15 protein-coding genes are annotated in these 17944 nt (G+C 74.5%); 7 read left to right on the forward strand and 8 right to left on the reverse strand.

The window, feature by feature from the left end; translation table 11 throughout:
- Positions 1–235 precede the first annotated feature (235 nt).
- Positions 236–613 carry an RNA polymerase-binding protein RbpA gene (locus V1L54_RS05730; protein WP_100204398.1) on the forward strand — a complete coding sequence of 126 codons (378 nt, stop codon included), beginning with the start codon at positions 236–238 and terminating at the stop codon, positions 611–613.
- Positions 614–763: 150 nt separating this feature from the next.
- Here the strand turns inward: V1L54_RS05730 and fxsA are convergent, their stop codons facing one another.
- The 5 genes from fxsA to V1L54_RS05755 all read right to left on the reverse strand — a co-directional run bounded on the left by fxsA (position 764) and on the right by V1L54_RS05755 (position 6727).
- Positions 764–1414 carry an FxsA family membrane protein gene (fxsA, locus tag V1L54_RS05735; RefSeq protein ID WP_330116772.1) on the reverse strand — a complete coding sequence of 217 codons (651 nt, stop codon included), beginning with the start codon at positions 1412–1414 and terminating at the stop codon, positions 764–766.
- A gap of 1 nt (position 1415) precedes the next feature.
- The gene (locus V1L54_RS05740) at positions 1416–2186 is read right to left on the reverse strand and encodes a polyprenol monophosphomannose synthase (RefSeq protein WP_330116773.1); all 771 of its coding nucleotides are present in this window, start codon (positions 2184–2186) and stop codon (positions 1416–1418) included.
- Complete coding sequence (gene lnt / locus V1L54_RS05745) at positions 2183–4027, reverse strand: apolipoprotein N-acyltransferase (RefSeq protein ID WP_443076499.1); 1845 nt, start codon at positions 4025–4027, stop codon at positions 2183–2185. Before lnt ends, V1L54_RS05740 begins: the two co-directional genes overlap by 4 nt.
- A 518-nt stretch (positions 4028–4545) precedes the next feature.
- Positions 4546–6222, reverse strand: coding sequence for an amidohydrolase (locus V1L54_RS05750; RefSeq protein WP_330116775.1), 1677 nt, complete (start codon positions 6220–6222; stop codon positions 4546–4548).
- 64 nt (positions 6223–6286) lie between these two features.
- The gene (locus V1L54_RS05755) at positions 6287–6727 is read right to left on the reverse strand and encodes an Lrp/AsnC family transcriptional regulator (RefSeq protein WP_330116776.1); all 441 of its coding nucleotides are present in this window, start codon (positions 6725–6727) and stop codon (positions 6287–6289) included.
- 207 nt (positions 6728–6934) lie between these two features.
- Between V1L54_RS05755 and V1L54_RS05760 the strand changes: the two genes are divergently transcribed.
- Together V1L54_RS05760 and V1L54_RS05765 are read left to right on the forward strand one after the other, a co-directional pair.
- Positions 6935–7339: a hypothetical protein gene (locus tag V1L54_RS05760; RefSeq protein ID WP_330116777.1), complete on the forward strand. Its 405-nt coding sequence runs from the start codon at positions 6935–6937 to the stop codon at positions 7337–7339.
- A gap of 191 nt (positions 7340–7530) precedes the next feature.
- Entirely contained in the window at positions 7531–8259 is a 729-nt protein-coding gene (locus V1L54_RS05765) for a DUF4142 domain-containing protein (protein WP_330116778.1), read from the forward strand.
- A gap of 253 nt (positions 8260–8512) precedes the next feature.
- Here the strand turns inward: V1L54_RS05765 and V1L54_RS05770 are convergent, their stop codons facing one another.
- Positions 8513–9661 carry a PucR family transcriptional regulator gene (locus V1L54_RS05770; RefSeq protein ID WP_330116779.1) on the reverse strand — a complete coding sequence of 383 codons (1149 nt, stop codon included), beginning with the start codon at positions 9659–9661 and terminating at the stop codon, positions 8513–8515.
- A gap of 592 nt (positions 9662–10253) precedes the next feature.
- On the opposite strand from V1L54_RS05770, the gene V1L54_RS05775 reads away from it, so the two are divergent.
- The 3 genes from V1L54_RS05775 to V1L54_RS05785 all read left to right on the forward strand — a co-directional run bounded on the left by V1L54_RS05775 (position 10254) and on the right by V1L54_RS05785 (position 13687).
- Positions 10254–10892 carry a ferric reductase-like transmembrane domain-containing protein gene (locus V1L54_RS05775; RefSeq protein ID WP_330116780.1) on the forward strand — a complete coding sequence of 213 codons (639 nt, stop codon included), beginning with the start codon at positions 10254–10256 and terminating at the stop codon, positions 10890–10892.
- Positions 10889–12406 (forward strand): NADH-ubiquinone oxidoreductase-F iron-sulfur binding region domain-containing protein, encoded by a 1518-nt coding sequence (locus V1L54_RS05780; RefSeq protein ID WP_330116781.1) that lies wholly within the window; start codon positions 10889–10891, stop codon positions 12404–12406. Before V1L54_RS05775 ends, V1L54_RS05780 begins: the two co-directional genes overlap by 4 nt.
- 267 nt (positions 12407–12673) lie before the next feature.
- On the forward strand, positions 12674–13687 hold the full coding sequence (locus V1L54_RS05785) for an SCO0930 family lipoprotein (RefSeq protein ID WP_330116782.1): 1014 nt from the start codon (positions 12674–12676) through the stop codon (positions 13685–13687).
- 179 nt (positions 13688–13866) lie between these two features.
- Here the strand turns inward: V1L54_RS05785 and V1L54_RS05790 are convergent, their stop codons facing one another.
- Together V1L54_RS05790 and V1L54_RS05795 are read right to left on the reverse strand one after the other, a co-directional pair.
- Positions 13867–15042, reverse strand: a complete 1176-nt coding sequence (locus V1L54_RS05790; RefSeq protein ID WP_330116783.1) for an acyl-CoA dehydrogenase family protein — start codon at positions 15040–15042, stop codon at positions 13867–13869.
- A gap of 203 nt (positions 15043–15245) precedes the next feature.
- The gene (locus tag V1L54_RS05795; protein ID WP_443076501.1) at positions 15246–16217 is read right to left on the reverse strand and encodes an alpha/beta fold hydrolase; all 972 of its coding nucleotides are present in this window, start codon (positions 16215–16217) and stop codon (positions 15246–15248) included.
- Positions 16218–16418: 201 nt separating this feature from the next.
- Between V1L54_RS05795 and gnd the strand changes: the two genes are divergently transcribed.
- Positions 16419–17864, forward strand: a complete 1446-nt coding sequence (gene gnd, locus V1L54_RS05800; RefSeq protein ID WP_330116784.1) for an NADP-dependent phosphogluconate dehydrogenase — start codon at positions 16419–16421, stop codon at positions 17862–17864.
- Positions 17865–17944: the final 80 nt, after the last annotated feature.

The raw sequence follows: 17944 nt of genomic DNA on the forward strand, positions 1-17944 counted from the left end.
GTTCGGCTCGCCGGATGGGCCGTTACTGCACGAAAAGGACAAGAGAACGTCATGTTGCGCCCCTTGGCGGATGTGACAAAGCAGGCAGCGGCGGGTACCGCATATTCGACGAGGCAGCGGCACGACGGGCGACGCATGTCCCGGATCGGGAATCTTCACCGCCGACCGGACGTTGACCGGATGACGACGACAGCGACACCTGTCCTGTGGGCGACAAGCCCGGGAGGCACGATTCATGAGTGAGCGAGCTCTTCGCGGCACGCGACTCGTGGTGACCAGCTACGAGACCGACCGCGGTATCGACCTGGCTCCGCGCCAGGCCGTGGAGTACGCATGCCAGAACGGTCATCGGTTCGAGATGCCGTTCTCGGTCGAGGCCGAGGTTCCGCCGGAGTGGGAGTGCAAGGTCTGCGGCGCCCAGGCGCTCCTGGTGAACGGCGAGGGGCCCGAGGAGAAGAAGAGCAAGCCCGCGCGTACGCACTGGGACATGCTCATGGAGCGGCGCACCCGCGAGGAGCTGGAGGAGGTGCTGGCCGAGCGGCTGGCCGTCCTGCGCTCCGGCACCATGAACATCGCCGTGCACCCGCGGGACAGCAAGCGGAAGTCCGCCTGACGGCGGGCGCCGCACGACGGCGCGGGAGAGCGGTCACGAGGGCCCGGCCACCGGAAGGGTGGCCGGGCCCTCGTGCGTTGCCGGTCGACGGACCGCCTCCGCGGACGGGCGGACGCGTGTCCGGCCAGGGCGCTCCCCCGGCGGTGCCCGCTATCGGGTACCGGCCCGCCCGCCGCCGTCGTCTCCCCGGCCGCCGTCGTCCTCGCGGATGACCTCGCCCTGGACGACCTTGCCGTCGGGCCGGTGGATGCGGAACTGCCGCTCGGCGTCACGGGCCTGCCGGAGGGTGTCACCGAGCGGGCCGGGTCCGGCACCGGGGCCCGCGGTACGGCCCAGCCGGCCCTCCAGAGTCCGGCGCAGCAGTCCGGCCGTCGGCGGGAAGAGACACAACAGCCCCGCCGCGTCGGAGATCAGGCCGGGCAGCATCAGCAGCAGCCCGCCGAGCATGGCCAGTCCGTTGCCGCCGCGCGGCCGGTCGACGGACGCCTCGCGGGGGCGTGCCCCGGCGTCCGGCTGGAGGCTCTCGACGGTCTCGACCAGGCCCTGCCAGGCCCGGCGCCCCGCGCGTTTGACGGCCGCGGCGCCCAGCACGGCCCCCGCGACGAGGACGGAGAGCACCACCAGCCCGCTCGTGGCGTCGGCGAGCAGGGTCAGCAGCCAGATCTCCAGGACCGCGAAGGCCACCAGGCCCAGCGGCAGCAGGCTCCGCCGGCGCCGGGGCGGCGGGGTGCCGTCGGCCGTCGGCCCGGTGCGGGGCCGCTGCGGTGGGGGCTCGTACGGGTACGGTGCGCCGGTCGTCATGTCATCCAGTGTGCCTGCGGCCGAGAACCTGGTTCACCCGGGACCGCACTCCCCAGGCCGTGACCCGCCACAGCGCCTCGGCGACGATGTCGCGGTTCATCTTGCTGTCGCCGCGCTCCCGCTCGACGAAGGTGATGGGCACCTCGACCACCTGGTAGCCGGCCCGGTGGGCGCGGTGGACGAGGTCGACCTGGAAGCAGTACCCCTGGGAGGCCACGTCGTCCATGTCCAGCCCCAGCAGGGTCTCCCTGCGGAAGGCCCGGAAGCCGCCGGTGATGTCCCGCAGCGGCATGCCCAGCAGGAACCGGGAGTAGGTGCTGCCACCGCGGGAGAGGAGCTCCCGGTACCGGGGCCAGTTGACCACGCGTCCGCCCGGCACCCAGCGCGAGCCGAGCACCAGGTCGGCGCCCTTGAGCGCGGTGAGCAGCCGGGGCAGTTCCTCGGGCTGGTGGGAGCCGTCGGCGTCCATCTCGACCAGGACGTCGTAGCCGTGCTCGATGCCCCAGCGGAAGCCGGCCAGATACGCGGCGCCGAGCCCCTCCTTGCCCTGCCGGTGGAGCACCCTGACCCGCTCGTCGTCGGCTGCCAGCTCGTCGGCGGCCTTCCCGGTCCCGTCGGGGCTGTTGTCGTCGGCGACGAGGACGTCGGCCTCGGGAACGGCCGCGCGCACCCTGGTGACGACCGGCCGGATGTTGTCGACCTCGTTGTAGGTCGGGATGATCACCAGGACCCTGCCGAGCGGATCCCTCCGGCGCTCTCGGGCGTCGTTCACTGCTGCTGCCTCTTCCCCTCTGTCCCGACCTTCCCCGCTGCCCGCCCCCGCCGGCCGAGGAGATACGCCGCGGCACAGGACAGGACGCCCACGATAGCGAGCACCCACTCCGGTGCGGAGCCGATCCGGTCGGCCGCCGTGATCTCGTCCCGAAGGGGCAACTCGGCGGTGAGCACGTCCCGGGTGAACTCCTCGGTGCGCTGCTCGATCGTTCCGTCGGGGGCCACGACCGCGCTGATGCCGCTGGTCGCGGCGGTGACGACGGCCCGCCCGTGCTCGACGGCCCGCACCCGGGACATCACCAGCTGCTGCTCGGGCTGGCCGGTGCGCCCGTAGGTGGCGTTGTTGGTCTGCACCACCAGGGCGCGGGCGCCGTCCAGCACGGTGCCGCGCACGATCTCGTCGTAGGCGACCTCGAAGCAGATGACGTCGCCGAGCCGGGCGGGGCCGACGTCCAGCACACCGCTGCGCTCACCGGGCCAGAAGTCCCGCGGGACCCGCTGGAGCCGGGTGATGACCTTGCTGATCTGGTCGCGGTAGGGCACGTACTCCCCGAAGGGCACCGGGTGCTGCTTGGTGTACGAGGCGCCGGGACCGGTCTCCGGGTCCCAGACGATGCCCTGGTTCTCGACGTACCCCTCGTGCTCGGCGTGGTCGACGAGGGCGCCGACGAGGACGGGGACGCCCACGGCCTTCGCCGCCCGGTCGATGGCGTCGTACGCCTCCGGGGAGCGGTAGGGGTCCAGATCGGAGGCGTTCTCCGGCCAGATCACCAGATCGGGCCGCGCCTCCCGGCCGGCCGCCACGTCCTCGGCCAGCTCCAGGGTGGCCCCGACGTGGTTGTTGAGGATCATCATGCGACGGCCGGCGAAGTCCATGCCGGGCCGCTGCACATTGCCCTGTACGACGGCGATGCGGACGGTGTCGGCGGCGTCGGTGGGGACGGGCACGGCGTATCCGGCCGCGGTGGTCGCCGCCGCCGCGAGCAGGGCGCCGGCCGCGACCGCCGTCGGCCGGGCGGTACGCGCCCGGCCGCCGCGCTCCCCGTCCCGTTTCCCGTCCGGGTCCGTCCCCGGACCGGTGCCCCGGTCCGCGCGCGGCGCCCGCCGTCCGGCGGCCAGGTGCCAGGCCGCTGCGGCGAGCAGGGTGCCGGTCAGCGCCGCGGCGAAGGTGACCAGGGGCGCACCGCCCAGGGCCGCCAGCGGGAGCAGCGGCGAGTCGGTGACGGCGAAGGCCAGCCGTCCCCACGGAAAGCCCCCGAAGGGGATCCGGTCGCGCGCCCACTCCTCGGCGACCCACAGGCAGGCGCCCCACAGCGGCCACAGCGGCAGCCGCCCGGTGAGGGCCAGTCCGGCGCCCAGCGGCACGAAGAACAGCGCCTCGATCAGCGCCAGGCCGAGCACCGCGTCCCAGCCGATCATGTGGAGCCACTTGAGCAGCACGAAGAAGAACGGCAGCCCCGCCGCGAAGCCGAGCCAGGCTCCCTGGCGGACGGTACGGCCCCGGGTGAGGAGGGAGAGCCCGGTCACGGCGGCGATCGCCAGCGGCCACAGGCCGTACGGCGGGAAGGCCGCGGCCAGGGCGACGCCGGTGACGGCGGCGAGCGCCGAGCGGCCCGCCTCGCGGCGCACCAGCCGGGCCGACCTCGCCGGGAGACGGGGGCGGTCCCGGCCGCCCGCCGCCGGCCGGGCGCCGGCCGCGGGGGCTCCGGGGCCGGCGGCACCGGGGGGAACGGCACCGGGGGCGGCGCCGGAGGAGTCCGGACGCGGTGGCGCGCCCGGCCGCCCGGCGGCCGGCTCCGGCGTCTCGGCTTCGGCGGTGGTCTCGGGGCCCGATGGCACGCTCGCGGCCTTTCTGGCAGATCGTGCGGTGACGAGCCCGACCGTACAACGCCGGACGGTGTCCGCGGACGCGGGGTGACGGACCGAACCGGGACACGACCACAGGAACGGGACCCTCCGCGGGACCGGGGCCCGGTGCCCTTCGGGCCGACCTGGCACCCGCTGGCTGCGGATCGACCGAGAGCCGTTGTCTACTGGGCGCCGGGCCCCACCCGGGTCGCACCCGCCGACCGGCCGGACCTCTTCCGTCCCCGTGCCGCGGGCACTGGGCCTGGCTCCCGGCCGTACGCCGGTGTGACGCACCGCCCATGACCCAGCCCGATCGACTACTGCGTGCGGAGGATCACCGGTCGGACGTCCTGTGGTGGACCCGGCAGAACCTACCGGCCGACCGCCGCGACCTGTCAACACATACGTGACCTGCGACGTTCCAGGAAAACAGCAGGTCAGAACGGGAGTGGGGGCAGACGGGCGGCAACCCGGGGCCGTGCCGTTCGGCGGGATGGACGCACCCGGCGTCACTCGTTCGGATGCTCGTACACCGTCCGTCCGGCCACCACCGTCCGCAGGCAGACGGGCAGTTCGCGGCCGGGTGTGAGGTCGGGCAGGCCCGGGGTGCCCGAGCGCGGGTCGGTGGACCAGGCGGCGATCCGGTCGTCCGGGACCTGCACCACCAGGTCACCGGTGTGCCAGAGAGCGTAGTCGGCCGGGGCGCCGGGGACCAGGACACCGGCGTCGTCCCGGCCGATCGCCCGCCAGCCCCCGCGGGTGTGGGCGGTGAAGGCGGCGCGGACCGAGACCCGGTGTCCGGGGGTGCGGTGGAAGGCCGCGGCCCGCAGGGTCCCCCAGGGGTCGAGCGGGGTGACGGGGCTGTCGGAGCCGAACGCGAGCGGTACGCCGGCGCGCAGCAGCGCCGCGTACGGATTGAGGGTGCGGGCGCGCTCGCGTCCCAGCCGCCGGGCGTACATGCCGTCCTCGCCGCCCCAGGCCGCGTCGAAGGCGGGCTGGACGGAGGCGGTGAGGGCGAACTCGGCGAAGGCGGCGACGGTGTCCGGCGTGAGCATCTCGGCGTGTTCGATCCGGTGCCGCGCGGCGCGCACCCGGCCGGTGCCGACCCGCCCGGCGGCGGCCCGCACCCCCTCGGTGACAGTGCTCAGGGCGGCGTCGCCGATGGCGTGGAACCCGGCCTGGAGCCCGGCCTCGGTGCAGGCGGCGACATGGGCGGCGACGGCGCCGGTGTCCAGCAGGCCGGTGCCGCGGTGGTCCGCGTCGGCGTAGGGGGCCTGCAGGTGAGCGGTGTGGGAGCCCAGGGAGCCGTCGGCGAACAGGTCGCCGGCCGCGCCGGCGGCGCCCAGTTCCCGCACCCGCGCGGCGTCGGCGGCGGAGGTGACGAGCTCGGCCCAGTAGCCGACCACCCGGGGGCCCGGTTCCTCGGCGGCCAGGGCCAGCAGACCGGTCAGGTCGTCCGCTCCGGAGATGTCGGGACCCGCGCACTCGTGGAGGGTGCCGATGCCGTGCGCGGCGGCGTGGCGCAGCGCGGCACGCTGGGCCTCGGCACGCTGGGCGGGGGTCACCGAGGCGTGGGCGAGGGCCCGTGCCGCGTGGTGGGCGGCACCGGTCAGCGGCGCGTCCCCGTGCCAGCCGGGCAGGGCGGTGACATCGGTGGCCGCCGGAAGGAGGTCGAGCAGGGCGGTGGTGACCAGGGCGGAGTGGACGTCGACACGGGTGAGGTAGAGCGGCCTGCCGCCGGTGGCCTCGTCCAGCTCGGCACGGGTGGGCGGCCGTCCCCCGGGCCAGTCGGTGCTGTCCCAGCCGTGGCCGAGCAGGACCCGCTCTCCGGGGCGGGCGCCGGCGTACTCCCGGATCCCGGCCAGGGCGTCGGCCGGAGAGCGGGCACCGGACAGGTCCAGGCCGGTGAGCGCCAGTCCGGTCGCGGTGGTGTGGACGTGGGCGTCGGTGAAGGCGGGGGTGACGAGCGCGCCGTCCAGGTGCACCACCTCGTCGACGCCGTCGGCGAAGGAGTCCGCGGCGCCCTCCGAGCCGACCCAGGCGACGCTGTCGCCCTCGACGACCATGGCCGTGGCGAAGGGGTCGGCGGGACTGTGGACCTCGCCGCCGCGCAGCAGGACGGTGCGGGGCCGGCCGGACCGGACCGGCCGCTCGGATCGCTCGGAAGGGGTCGTGCTGTCGCTCATGACCGCCAGTCTCCCCCGTAGGCGGGGTGTCCCGCCGCCGGGGGTGGCCCGGCGGCCGGGCTTCTCAGATGCGCGGCGGCCGCGCCTCGTACGGAGTGGACAGCACGACGGTGGTGCGGGTGGAGACACCGGCCAGGGAGCGGATGCGGGCCAGCAGGTGCTCCAGTTCGCCGGGCGCGGCGACCCGGACCTTGAGGATGTAGTTCTCGTCGCCCGCCACACTGTGGCACGCCTCGATCTCGGGGACCTCGGCGAGCCGGTCGGCGATGTCGTCCGGCGCGCTGGGGTCGAACGGCTTGACCGAGATGAAGGCGGTCATCGGCAGTCCGACGGCCTCCGGGTCCACGATGGCCGTGTAGCCGCGGATGACACCGCGCTGCTCCAGCCTGCGGACGCGCTGGTGCACCGCCGAGGTGGACAGGCCGGTGGCCTTCCCCAGGTCGGTGTAGCTCATCCGCCCGTCCCTGACGAGCAACTCCACGATGCGACGATCCAGCTCCTCCACAGCAGGCAACCTACTGTGCCGGGCGCACCGCGGCACAGCGGGCGTGCGGCCGGCCGCCGCACGACGCGGGCGTGTGACAAACGACACACCCTCCACCCTCGCTCCAGGGGGGCGGTGCGATTACGCGCGGAGCCGATGGGAAAACCTTGCTGTGGCCGGGACACCCGGGGACACGGGCGTCCTTCCGGCCCGTCCAAGGGGGATTGCATGCGCACTGTGAAGTCACGCCACGCCGGTCATCCGGACACCGAGTCCCATGACGAGCCCCACGAGGAGAGCACCGAGGCGTACGAGTCATACGAGATCTTCCGGGTGGTCTGCCCGGACTGCGCACAGCCGATCGCGCTGCTCGCCGACGAGGAGACGCTCCCCGAGCACGCGCTGTGCCCGACTCCGTGGAACCCCTTCGGCCTGACCGTCTGCCGGGGTTCCGGGCGCTCCGTCGCGGACGCCGGTCCCGACGGCTCCGCGGACGAGGCGCGGGGGCGGGACGCCGCCATGCTGCTGACGCTGCCCGAGGGGCTGGACTGGCGGACCCAGCCGTTCTCCCACGCGGGCGGCCCGGGCACTCACCCGATGCGCGTTCAGCGCGGGCGGCACGCCCGCCACTGACGTCCCGTACCGTCCCGGCGGAGGCCGGGACGGCGCGCCCGCCGGCGCCCCGCCCGCAACGTAGCAGCGGCCCCGGCCGGCGGACCGTTCTTTGTCGGTTGATGACGAAGCCTCGGCGCCCTCCCGCACCGGCGCGTTAGCGTCCGGTGCCACCCCAGGAGGGAATGTACGACCGAGTACCAGGAGGCTTCATGCGGTCCGTCATCGGCCGGTCCGTCGCGTCCGGACGGACGATCGGCACGGTGCTGGTGATCGGTGCCCTCGCGGCCACGCTCACGGCACTGCTTCTTCCCGTTCATCTGTTCGGCGCCGGGCAGGCCGTGAACACCGCGGCGGCGGCCCAGGGCTGGGAGGACGACGGCCGCGGCACGGTGAGCACCCCCTACGGGCCGCTCACCGCCATGGACCGCGACTTCGTCCGCAAGGTACGGCTCGCCGGGCTGTGGGAACTGCCCGCGGGCCGCCAGGCCCAGGAGCGCAGTTCGCGGGAGGAGGTCCGGGTGGCCGGCGAGCACCTGGTGGAAGGCCACACCGAGCTGGACCAGATGGCCATCGACGCGGGCCGCACGCTCGGCGTCGAACTGGCCAACCAGCCCAGCGAACAGCAGCAGCAATGGCTGGCCCAGATGGACGCCGCCCAGGGCGACGAGTACGACCGGCTCTTCGCGAACCTGCTGCGCCGCGCACACGGGAAGGTCTTCTCCCTGGTGGCACAGGTACGGGCGCGGTCCCGCAACTCGATGGTGCGGAACCTGGCCACCCGCGCCAACGACATCGTGCTGGACCACATCACGGTGCTGGAGGACACCGGGCTGGTGGACTTCGAGTCGCTCGACAGCGACGGGCCGCCCGGGCAGCCCGCCACCCCCTCCCAGGTCGTCGGTCTGGGGCGCCCCGAGCGCGCCGGAGCCGTCCGGTGAACCGCGCGGTGCGCCACCACGGCGGCCACGGCCCGGTCGGCGGCAGCGGACGGGGAGCGGCGGGAAGCACGACGGGAACCGCCGAGGAGACGGGCGGGCGCGGCGGTCCGGTCCGGGCACGCGGACGGCGGTCCCGGGCCGGTGGGGCCCGGGACCGCCGGGGTGCGGGAGCCGCACACGGCGGCGACGACGGACGGAAGGTGTCACGCGAGCCGTTCGCGGGGGGCGTGCGAACGGCCGGACGGCCCTGTGGTCACAGGCCGTTGACGCGCGCCTGCCGTGCGCCCGCCAGCGGGCGGATGCCCGTCATGGCGCGCCCCGTACGTCCCGCACGCGCGTACCTGCGCCGCACCTGCGCCATCAGACGCCTGCTGCGCAGGGTCATCTCGAGTTCGAACCGGGTGCGCGGGTCCCGCAGGGCCGATCCGAAGAGCTTCTCTATCTGACGCAGCCGGTACCGCACCGTCTGCGGGTGCACCTGGAGCGTCTTGGCCGCCTCCGGAGCGCCGCCCCCTTCCAGCCAGGCCAGCAGGGTCATCTCCAGCCGCTCGCTCTGCCGCGGCGTCAGGTCGTCCAGCGGCTGGAGCCAGCGGGCCGACAACGCCCGGGTGAGGGACTCGTCCTGCAGCAACAGGAGCATCGACAGGTGGTCGTCGACGAAGGTCACCGGAATCTCGGCGCCGGCGGCGCGCGGCGGGGTGAGCGCCAGCAGGCGCCGCGCCCAGCGCAGCGAGGAGAGGGTCTCACCGGGTGGTACGGGGTGTCCGACCACCGCGCGGCGGCCCCGCAGGGCGTTCTCCAGAGCGGTACGGGTGGTGACGCCGTGGTCCGGGACGATCAGGCAGGGCTCGCCGTCGGCGATGCTGATCAGGGCATCGCCGAGCATCGCCGCCACCTGGAGCGCCTCGGCCGGCGCCGCCAGGACGACGACCCGGACGGCCTCGGGCAGCGGCCAGCGGGCGGAGCGCGCCAGCTCCGTCAGGGAACTCTCGGGTTCACGCGCGTCGCTGGTGAGCGCGGCGAACAGATGGCGGCGGGCCCGGTCGATCGGCACCGGGGCGGCGAGCGGTTCGCGCCGGGCGTTCCGGCCTGCTCCCGGGCCGCGTCTCGCCTCACCGGTCTCCCGGCCGGCGGCCCCGCGGGGGTCCTCGGCCTCGTTCCCGGTGACCCCGGTGTCCGGCGCGCACTCCGCCTCCGTCCGGTAGCCGAGCACGGCCAACAGCGCCTGCTCCACTGCCTCCCGCACACATTCGCGCTTGGTATCCGCAAACACCCCGGCGAGGCGGGGGTCGTACCGGAGCTCCTCGGCCACCCGCTCGGCGAGCGAGGGAAGTTCCTTTCTCAGGACGTGGGCCCACTCGCCGCGGGGACGCGACCAGATGCGGTTCAGAAGTTCACACATCTCTACCTCGTTCCTGCCGGGGTGGGGCCCGTTCCACGCGGGGCGGAACGGGCCGACGGAGGGGTAACCCCTGCCATCTCCCCGTCATGGCAGGGGCACTGAGGGTCCTCCAGCGCCCTCCCGGGTGGGGGACGCGGCTTTTTCCGGACCGTCTGGGGGACAGTACGGATCTGGTTGGGCATCATGTTCAGCCACCGGAGCGGCAGCGACGCACCCGCTGGATTTTGTCACAGCACGATAAATACTATGAAGATCTCGCGAAGCTCGTGGATGCTTCTGCCGCCCGACCATGACGCCTTTGGTCGCGCAAAGTACCGGCCGCGGTACCGGACGTCACCGGGCGTCACCGGTCGACGAGCCGGTAATACTTTGCGGTTCACGACCGGAGAAGGACCGCGCACCATGCCGCGCGTCCGGTCACCGCCCGCTCGGGAGGTTCCGTTTGTCCCCGCCACCCCCGTCCCCGACCACCGTGGTGCAGCAGCCCCCCCGTTCCCGCAGAGCCCAGCGGGCCCAGCGCCCGCCGGACCTGTCACGCGCGTCGCGGGGGGAGTTCCTCCACGGCCGGCGCGCCGGAGACCTCCGGTCGAACATGCAGCGCAGCCTGGTGCTGGCCGCCCTGCTGGCCCTGCTGGTCGCGGCCAACGCGGGCGCCTTCGAACGCATGTGGGAGTTCCTCGACTTCGGCGCCGGAGTGCTGGCCCTGGTGTCGCTCACCGCCACGGTGCTGTGGGGCCTGGCCGCCACCGACCGGATGCTGCTGGGTTCCGGTCACCGGCTGTTCGCCCAGGCCGTGCACCGGGGAACGGCCGTCGGCGGACTGGGTTTCCTGGTCCTGCACATCTGGGTGAAGATCGCCGAGGGGCGAACGAGCGCCGTGGCGGCCCTGGTGCCGTTCACCGACGCCGGGCGGCCGCTGCTGATCGGGCTCGGCACCCTGGCCGGTTATCTGTTCCTGGTCGCCGCGGTCACCGGCGCGGTGCGCAGCGCCTTCGCCGCGCGGGGCCGCTCCCGCTGGTGGCGCGCCCTGCACATGTGCGCCTATCTGGCCTGGTGCGCCGCGCTGGTGCACGGTCTGCGCGCCGGACGGGCGGCCGCCGCATGGGCCGAGGCGGCATACCTGCTGGCCCTGGCCGGCGCCGCCGTCGCCCTGGCGCTGCGGCTGGTGGTCGCGCGGCGGGCCGAGACGGCCGCGGGCAGCCGCGGGAAGGACAGCGGGAGGAACGGGTGAGCGGGCCGGTGGCCTCGCTCGCCTCGGTCGGACCCCCCCGGCTGCTGGCGGGGCTGCACGAGGTGGCACGGCTGGACCGGGTGGCGCACCTGACCCAGCACGGCTCGCTGCCGCGGCTGCGCGCCCAGGAGGTCGTCGATCTCGCCGAGAACATCGACCTGCGCGGTCGCGGCGGGGCGGGTTTCCCCTTCGCCCGCAAGATGCGGGCCGTCGTCGACTCCGCCCGGCGCCGGGGCGGCCGCTCGGTCGTCGTGGTCAACGGCAGCGAGGGCGAGCCCAGTTGCCTGAAGGACACCGCGCTGCTCCTGCAGGCCCCGCACCTGGTCATAGACGGTGCCGTACTGGCCGCCACCGCCCTGGACGCGGAGGGCGTGTGGATCGGGGTGACCCGCGGCGACGTGCAGCGGTCGGTCCAGGCCGCGGTCGACGAACGCGGCCCCACCGGCCCCAGGGTGCGGGTGGCGATGCTCCCCGAGCGGTTCGTCACCGGGGAGAGCAGTTCCATGATCAACGGGATCGGCACGGGCACCACCCTGCCCTCGGGACGCAAGGTCCGCTCCAGCGACAGCGGTCTGGGCGGTCTGCCCACCCTGTTCTCCAACACCGAGACCTTCGCCCAGCTCGCCGTCGCCGCCCGGCTGGGCGCGCTGGAGTACCGCTCGGCCGGGCTGCCCGCCGAGCCCGGCACCATGCTGCTGACGGTGGCCGGGAGCGTGGTCGTGGAGACGCCGACCGGGGTGCCGCTGCCGTACATCCTCCAGCTGTGCGGTCTGGAGATCGGCCAGGGCGTGCTCATCGGCGGCTATCACGGCACCTTCATCGGGCCGGAGGCCGCCTGGGCCGCGACGATCTCCCGGGAGTCGCTGGCCGCGTTCGACGCGGTGCTCGGCGCGGGCGCGGTGCTGCCGGTCCCCGAGAACACCTGCCCGGTCGGCGAGACGGCCCGGGTGGCGCGCTGGATGGCCGGGGAGACCGCGGGCCAGTGCGGGCCCTGCTTCCTGGGCCTGCCCTCGCTCGCGGACGCCGTCGACGAGGTCGCCGCCGGTGGCGGCATGGCCGCGCTGGACGCCGTGCGCACCCGCATCGAGACCGTCACCAAGCGCGGGGCGTGCAGCCATCCCGACGGCACCAGCCGGTTCGTGAAGTCGGCGCTGGAGTCCTTCCCCGAGGAGTTCAACGACCATGCCCTCGGCCGGGGCTGCGGCCGGCCGGTGGCCGGTGTGCTGCCGCTGATGCCGGAGACCGGCAACCTCCCGGTCCTGGCCCTGCCCCCGGGCTCCGGCGCGTCCGCGCAGCGGAAGCGGGAGCCGGCGGAGAAGAAGGAGAAGCTGCTCGTGGACTGGACGCTGTGCCAGGGACACGGGCTGTGCGCCGACATCGTGCCCGACGTGGTCCGGCTCGGCCCGGACGGCTACCCGTCGAAGGCCACGTACTCCGTGCCCGGGGAGGTGCGGCAGCAGGCGCTGCGCGCGGTGCGCCGCTGCCCCGCCCTGGCACTGCGCATCCAGAACTGAGCCGGAGGCCCCGGCGCGGGTCACGCCGCAGACGGCGCCGGGAGCGGGGCCGGACGCCGGGCGTCCGGCCCCGCTCCGCGCTCCCGCGCCCCCCGGCCCGCGTTCCGTCGCCCAACGTCCGCCGCCCACCGGGCCGTTCGTCTCACCGGTTGTCATGACGCGACAACTTTTCGCGGGTTTACCGCGGTCCTGAGCAGGGCCGGCCGCCCTCCCGTATCCCCCGGCGACAACGGCGGAAGACCGCCGGACCGATGCGAAGGAGTGGTCATGAGGAATCGGCGGTACGCGGCGACGGGTCTGATGGTCGCGGCGTTGCTGGCGGCGTCGGGCTGCGGCAACGGTCAGGCCTCCTCCCAGGACGGCACCGTCCAGCCCGCGGGCGACACCTCGCCCGCCGGGCAGGGGTACACCGGCGGCTACGGTGACGGCACCGAGCAGGCGGGCCAGAGCGCCGACCGCAGCGGCCCGGCCGGGACACTGGCCCTGCGCGAGGACACCAAGCTGGGCGAGCTCGTCACCGACAGCAAGGGCTGGGTCCTCTACCGGTTCGACGAGGACTCCGCCGAGCCGCCCACGTCCAACTGCGAGGGCCCCTGCGCCACGGCGTGGCCGCCCGTGCCGGCCGACGACGCCGCGGCCACCGCCGGCATCGACCCCGAGGAGCTGGGCTCGGTCAAGCGCCCCGACGGGAGCACCCAGCTCACCCTGGGCGGCTGGCCGGTGTACCGCTACGCGAAGGACGCCAAGCCCGGGGACACCACCGGCCACGGGGTGAACGGCACCTGGTTCGCCCTGGCCGCCGACGGCAAGAAGGCCGGGCAGGAGTCCGCCGGCGACGAGGGCTCGGGCGCGGAGGACTCGACCGTACCGGCCGGGAGCGAGAGCTCCGACGACACCGGTGACGCCGGCGACAGCGGTGACGCCGAGCTGAAGGTCGCCGACAACTCCGAACTCGGCGAGATCCTGGTGGACGCCCAGGGCCGGACGCTGTACCGGTTCGACAAGGACTCCGCCTGGCCGATGAAGACCGGCTGCCTGGGCGACTGCCTGGACACCTGGAAGCCCGCCAAGCCCGTGGACAAGAAGCTCATCGAGGGCGTCGACCCGAAGCTGATCACCACCTTCGAGCGTCCCGACGGCACCGAGCAGATCGCCATCGACTGCTGGCTGCTGTACTGGTTCACCGGTGACACCGAGCCCGGCGACATCAACGGCCACGGCAAGGGCGGCGTCTGGCACGCCGTCACCGAGGACGGCAAGAAGGCGAAGGCCGTGAACTGACGCCTCCCGCGACCACCGGGCCGGAAACCGGAGCAGAGAACCGCACAAGGGTGCGCCGCGTCCCCTCCGGCGCGGCTGGTGCGGGCGGGTGTTCCGGCCCGGTGCCCACCGCAGGCGGATCCGGTGACCTCCCAGCCGTACGGGAGGTCACCGGATCCGCCGCGTCCGGGCCCCGGTGTTCAGCGCCCCTGGGGGCCCGCCAGACGGCGGGCGATCACCATGCGCTGGATCTGGTTGGTGCCCTCGACGATCTGCAGGACCTTGGCCTCCCGCATCAGCCGCTCGACCGGGTAGTCGCGGGTGTAGCCGTAGCCGCCCAGCAGCTGCACCGCGTCGGTGGTGATCCGCATGGCGGCGTCCGTGCAGAACAGCTTGGCCGCCGCGGCCTGCGGGGCGAACGGCTCCCCGGCGTCGCGCAGCCGGGCCGCCGCCAGGTACAGGGCACGCCCGGCCTCGATCTGGGTGTACATCTCGGCGAGCATGAACCGCACGCCCTGGAAATCGGCGACCGGGCGGCCGAACTGCTCGCGTCCGGTGGTGTACGCCAGGGCCTCGTCCAGCGCGGCCTGGGCCACGCCGACCGCGCAGGCGGCGATGCCCAGCCGGCCGGAGTCCAGCGCCTCCAGGGCGATGGACAGGCCCTGGCCCTCCTCGCCGACGCGGCGGGCGTCGGAGACCCGGACCCCGTCGAAGTGGACCTGGGCGGTGGGCGAGCCGTTCATGCCCATCTTGCGCTCGGGGGCGGCGGCGCTCAGCCCCTCGGCGTCGCCGGGGACCAGGAACGCGGTGATGCCGCGGGGCCCCTCGCCGCCGGTGCGCGCCAGGACGGTGTAGAAGTCGGCGACCCCGCCGTGGGTGATCCACGCCTTGGTGCCCTCGATCACCCAGTCCTCCCCGTCCCGTACGGCACGGGTGCGCAGCGCGGCGGCGTCGGAGCCGGAGGACGGTTCGGACAGGCAGTACGCGCCCAGCAGCCCGCCGCCGAACATGGCCGGGAGGTGCTCCGCGCGCTGCTCCTTGGAGCCGTGGTGGGCCAGGGCGTGGCAGGCGAGGGTGTGGACGCTGGCGCCCAGCCCCACGGTGAGCCGGGCCGCGGCCAGTTCCTCCAGGACCTGGAGGTAGACCTCGTACGGCTGGCCGCCGCCGCCGAACTCCTCGTCGTAGGGCAGCGAGAGCAGCCCGGACTCCGACAGGAGGGTGAAGACCTCGCGGGGGAAGCGGCCGGCTTCCTCCTCCTCGGCCGCCTTCGGCCGGATCTCGCGTTCGGTGATCTCCCGCACCAGGGCGATCAGGTCGCGGGCCTCCTCGGTGGGCAGCCTGCGGTCCACCGGCCGGGGGCCGTGTTCGGACGTCACGGCGCTCTCCTCCCTGTAGGGCGCCTGTGGGGCGCTGCGGCGGCGGACGCCTGGGGTGGGGCGGCACCACCGTGATGTGGTCGGTCGGCCGCCGGCCGCCTCTCCGGGTCGCGGAGCGGCTGACCAGCGGCTGCGGTGTTCTGGAGTATGCCCGATCGGCGGCGTGCCGTCACCGCGGACGGGCGCGGCCGTCCGCGGACCGGTCACGTTCCGGGGGCGCCGTGCGGGTGCCGGGCGGACGCGGGCTCCGGGCGGTGTCCCGGCACTCCCGCCGCTCCCGCCGTCCCCGGCCCGCCGGCCGCGAGGAAGGCCCGCAGCGCCCCGGCGAGCTGCTCGGGGGCCTCCTCGGCCATGTGGTGTCCGCTGTCGATCGTGCCGCCGGTGACGTCGTCCGCCCAGCCGCGCCAGATGCCGGGGATGTCGGGGTACAGATCGCCCAGGTCGTCCCGTTCGGACCACAGCACCAGCACCGGGCAGGTGATCCTGCGCCCGGCGGCCCGGTCGGCCTCCTCGTGCGCCCGGTCCACGGTCAGCCCGGCCCGGTAGTCCTCCAGCATGGCGCGCACGGTCGCCGGGTCGTCGATGGCCCGCCGGTAGTCCTCCCACGCCGCGGCGCCCATCTTCTCCTCGGAGCCGCCGTACCAGGCGGCGGGGTCGGCGAGGATCGCGCGTTCGGGCTTGTCGGGGACGGCGAAGAAGAACCAGTGGTACCAGGCGCGGGCGAAGCGCTCGTCGCAGCGGGCCAGGTGCTCGCTGATGGGGATGCAGTCCCCCACCGCGAGCCGGGTCACGGCCTCCGGTGCGTCCAGGGCGAGCCGGTAGGCGACACAGGAGCCGCGGTCGTGGCCGAAGACGGCGAAGCGCTCGTGGCCGAGGTGCCGCATCAGCGCCAGGCAGTCGCGTGCCATGGCCCGTTTGGAGTAGGGGGCGTGGTCGGCGGTGGTGGGCGGCTTGGAGGACTGCCCGTAGCCGCGCAGGTCGGGGCAGACCACGGTGTGGTCCGCCGCGAGCAGGGGCGCCACCCGGTGCCAGGTGGCGTGGGTGCGCGGATGTCCGTGGAGCAGCAGGACGGGCGGCCCCGAGCCGCCGTGCCGCACCCGCAGGACCGTGCGCTCCCCCGTCTCCGGCCCCGTCCTGCCCAGGTCGACGTGCTCCAGCGTGAAACCGTCGAACACATCCGCTCCCTCCACCGGCCGCCCCCACCGGTTTCCCGGGGCGACCGCGGGCCACACCCGGCCGGGTGCGGCGGATCCGCCGGCCGGCCGTGCGATCCGCCGCGCCGCGGGACACGGGCGAGACCATCGGGGTCCGCGGCCGTATACCTCGGCATACCGACAGCACCGCGCCTCCAGGCGTGGAAGACAGGAGTGAACGACATGAGCAATCCGGCACAGATCGGCGTCACCGGACTCGCGGTCATGGGCCGCAACCTGGCCCGCAACTTCGCCCGCCGCGGCCACACCGTCGCCGTGCACAACCGCACCGCCGCCCGGACCCGGGAGCTGGTGGCGGAGTTCGGCGGCGAGGGCGACTTCGTGCCCGCCACGACGGCCGGGGAGTTCGTGGCCGCCCTGGAGCGCCCGCGGCGTCTGGTGGTGATGGTCAAGGCGGGCGAGCCGACCGACGCCGTGATCGAGGAGTTCGCCCCGCTGCTGGCGGAGGGCGACATCATCGTCGACGGCGGCAACGCCCACTTCGCCGACACCCGCCGCCGCGAGCGGTCCCTGCGCGAACGCGGCATCCACTTCGTGGGGGCGGGCATCTCCGGCGGCGAGGAGGGGGCGCTGAACGGCCCGAGCATCATGCCGGGCGGTCCGGCCGAGTCCTGGGCCGCGCTCCGCCCGCTGCTGGAGAGCGTCGCCGCGAAGGCCGCCGACGGCACGCCCTGCACCGCGCACATCGGTCCCGACGGCGCCGGGCACTTCGTGAAGATGGTGCACAACGGCATCGAGTACGCCGACATGCAGCTCATCGCCGAGGCGTACGACCTGCTGCGCACGGTCGCCGGGTACGAGCCGGCCCGGATCGCGGAGGTCTTCCGCACCTGGAACACCGGCCGGCTGGACTCCTATCTCATCGAGATCACCGCCGAGGTCCTGGCCCACACCGACGCCGCCACCGGGCTGCCCTTCGTCGACGTCGTCGCCGACCGGGCCGAGCAGAAGGGCACCGGCCGCTGGACCGTGCAGACCGCCCTGGACCTGGGCGTGCCGGTCTCCGGCATCGCCGAGGCGGTCTTCGCCCGCTCCCTGTCCGGCCACGCCGGACTGCGCGAGGCCTGTGCCGAGCTGCCGGGCCCGCGCTGCCAGGTCCTCGACGAGCGGGACGCCGCGCGCTTCGCCGACCAGGTGGAGCAGGCCCTGTACGCCTCCAAGGTCATCTCCTACGCCCAGGGCTGGAACATGATGCAGGCGGCGAGCGCGGAGTACGGCTGGGGCATCGATCTGGCGGACGTGGCCGCCATCTGGCGCGGCGGGTGCATCATCCGGGCCGCGTTCCTGGACCGGGTCCGCGCCGCCTGCGCGGCCGACCCCGCGCTGCCCACCCTGCTGGCCGACGAGGAGTTCGCCAAGGAGGTCGGCGAGGCGCAGCCGGCCTGGCGTACGGCGGTCGCCACCGCCGTCCGGTACGGCGTCCCCGTGCCGGGCCTGTCCGCGGCGCTGGCCTCGTACGACGCGCTGCGCGCCGAGCGGCTGCCGGCCGCTCTCACCCAGGGCCAGCGGGACTACTTCGGTGCCCACACCTACCGGCGCACCGACCGGGAAGGGGCCTTCCACACCCGCTGGGGCCAGGACCGCTCCGAGGTGCGCACCGACGGCTGATCCCCGCCCGGGCGCCGCGAGCCGTTCTCCGGGGCCGTTCCCGTCGTTTCCGCACCTCCCCGCCGGGTGGCCGGGCAACG

It is taken from the genome of Streptomyces rubellus (assembly GCF_036323805.1).
Taxonomy (GTDB): domain Bacteria; phylum Actinomycetota; class Actinomycetes; order Streptomycetales; family Streptomycetaceae; genus Streptomyces.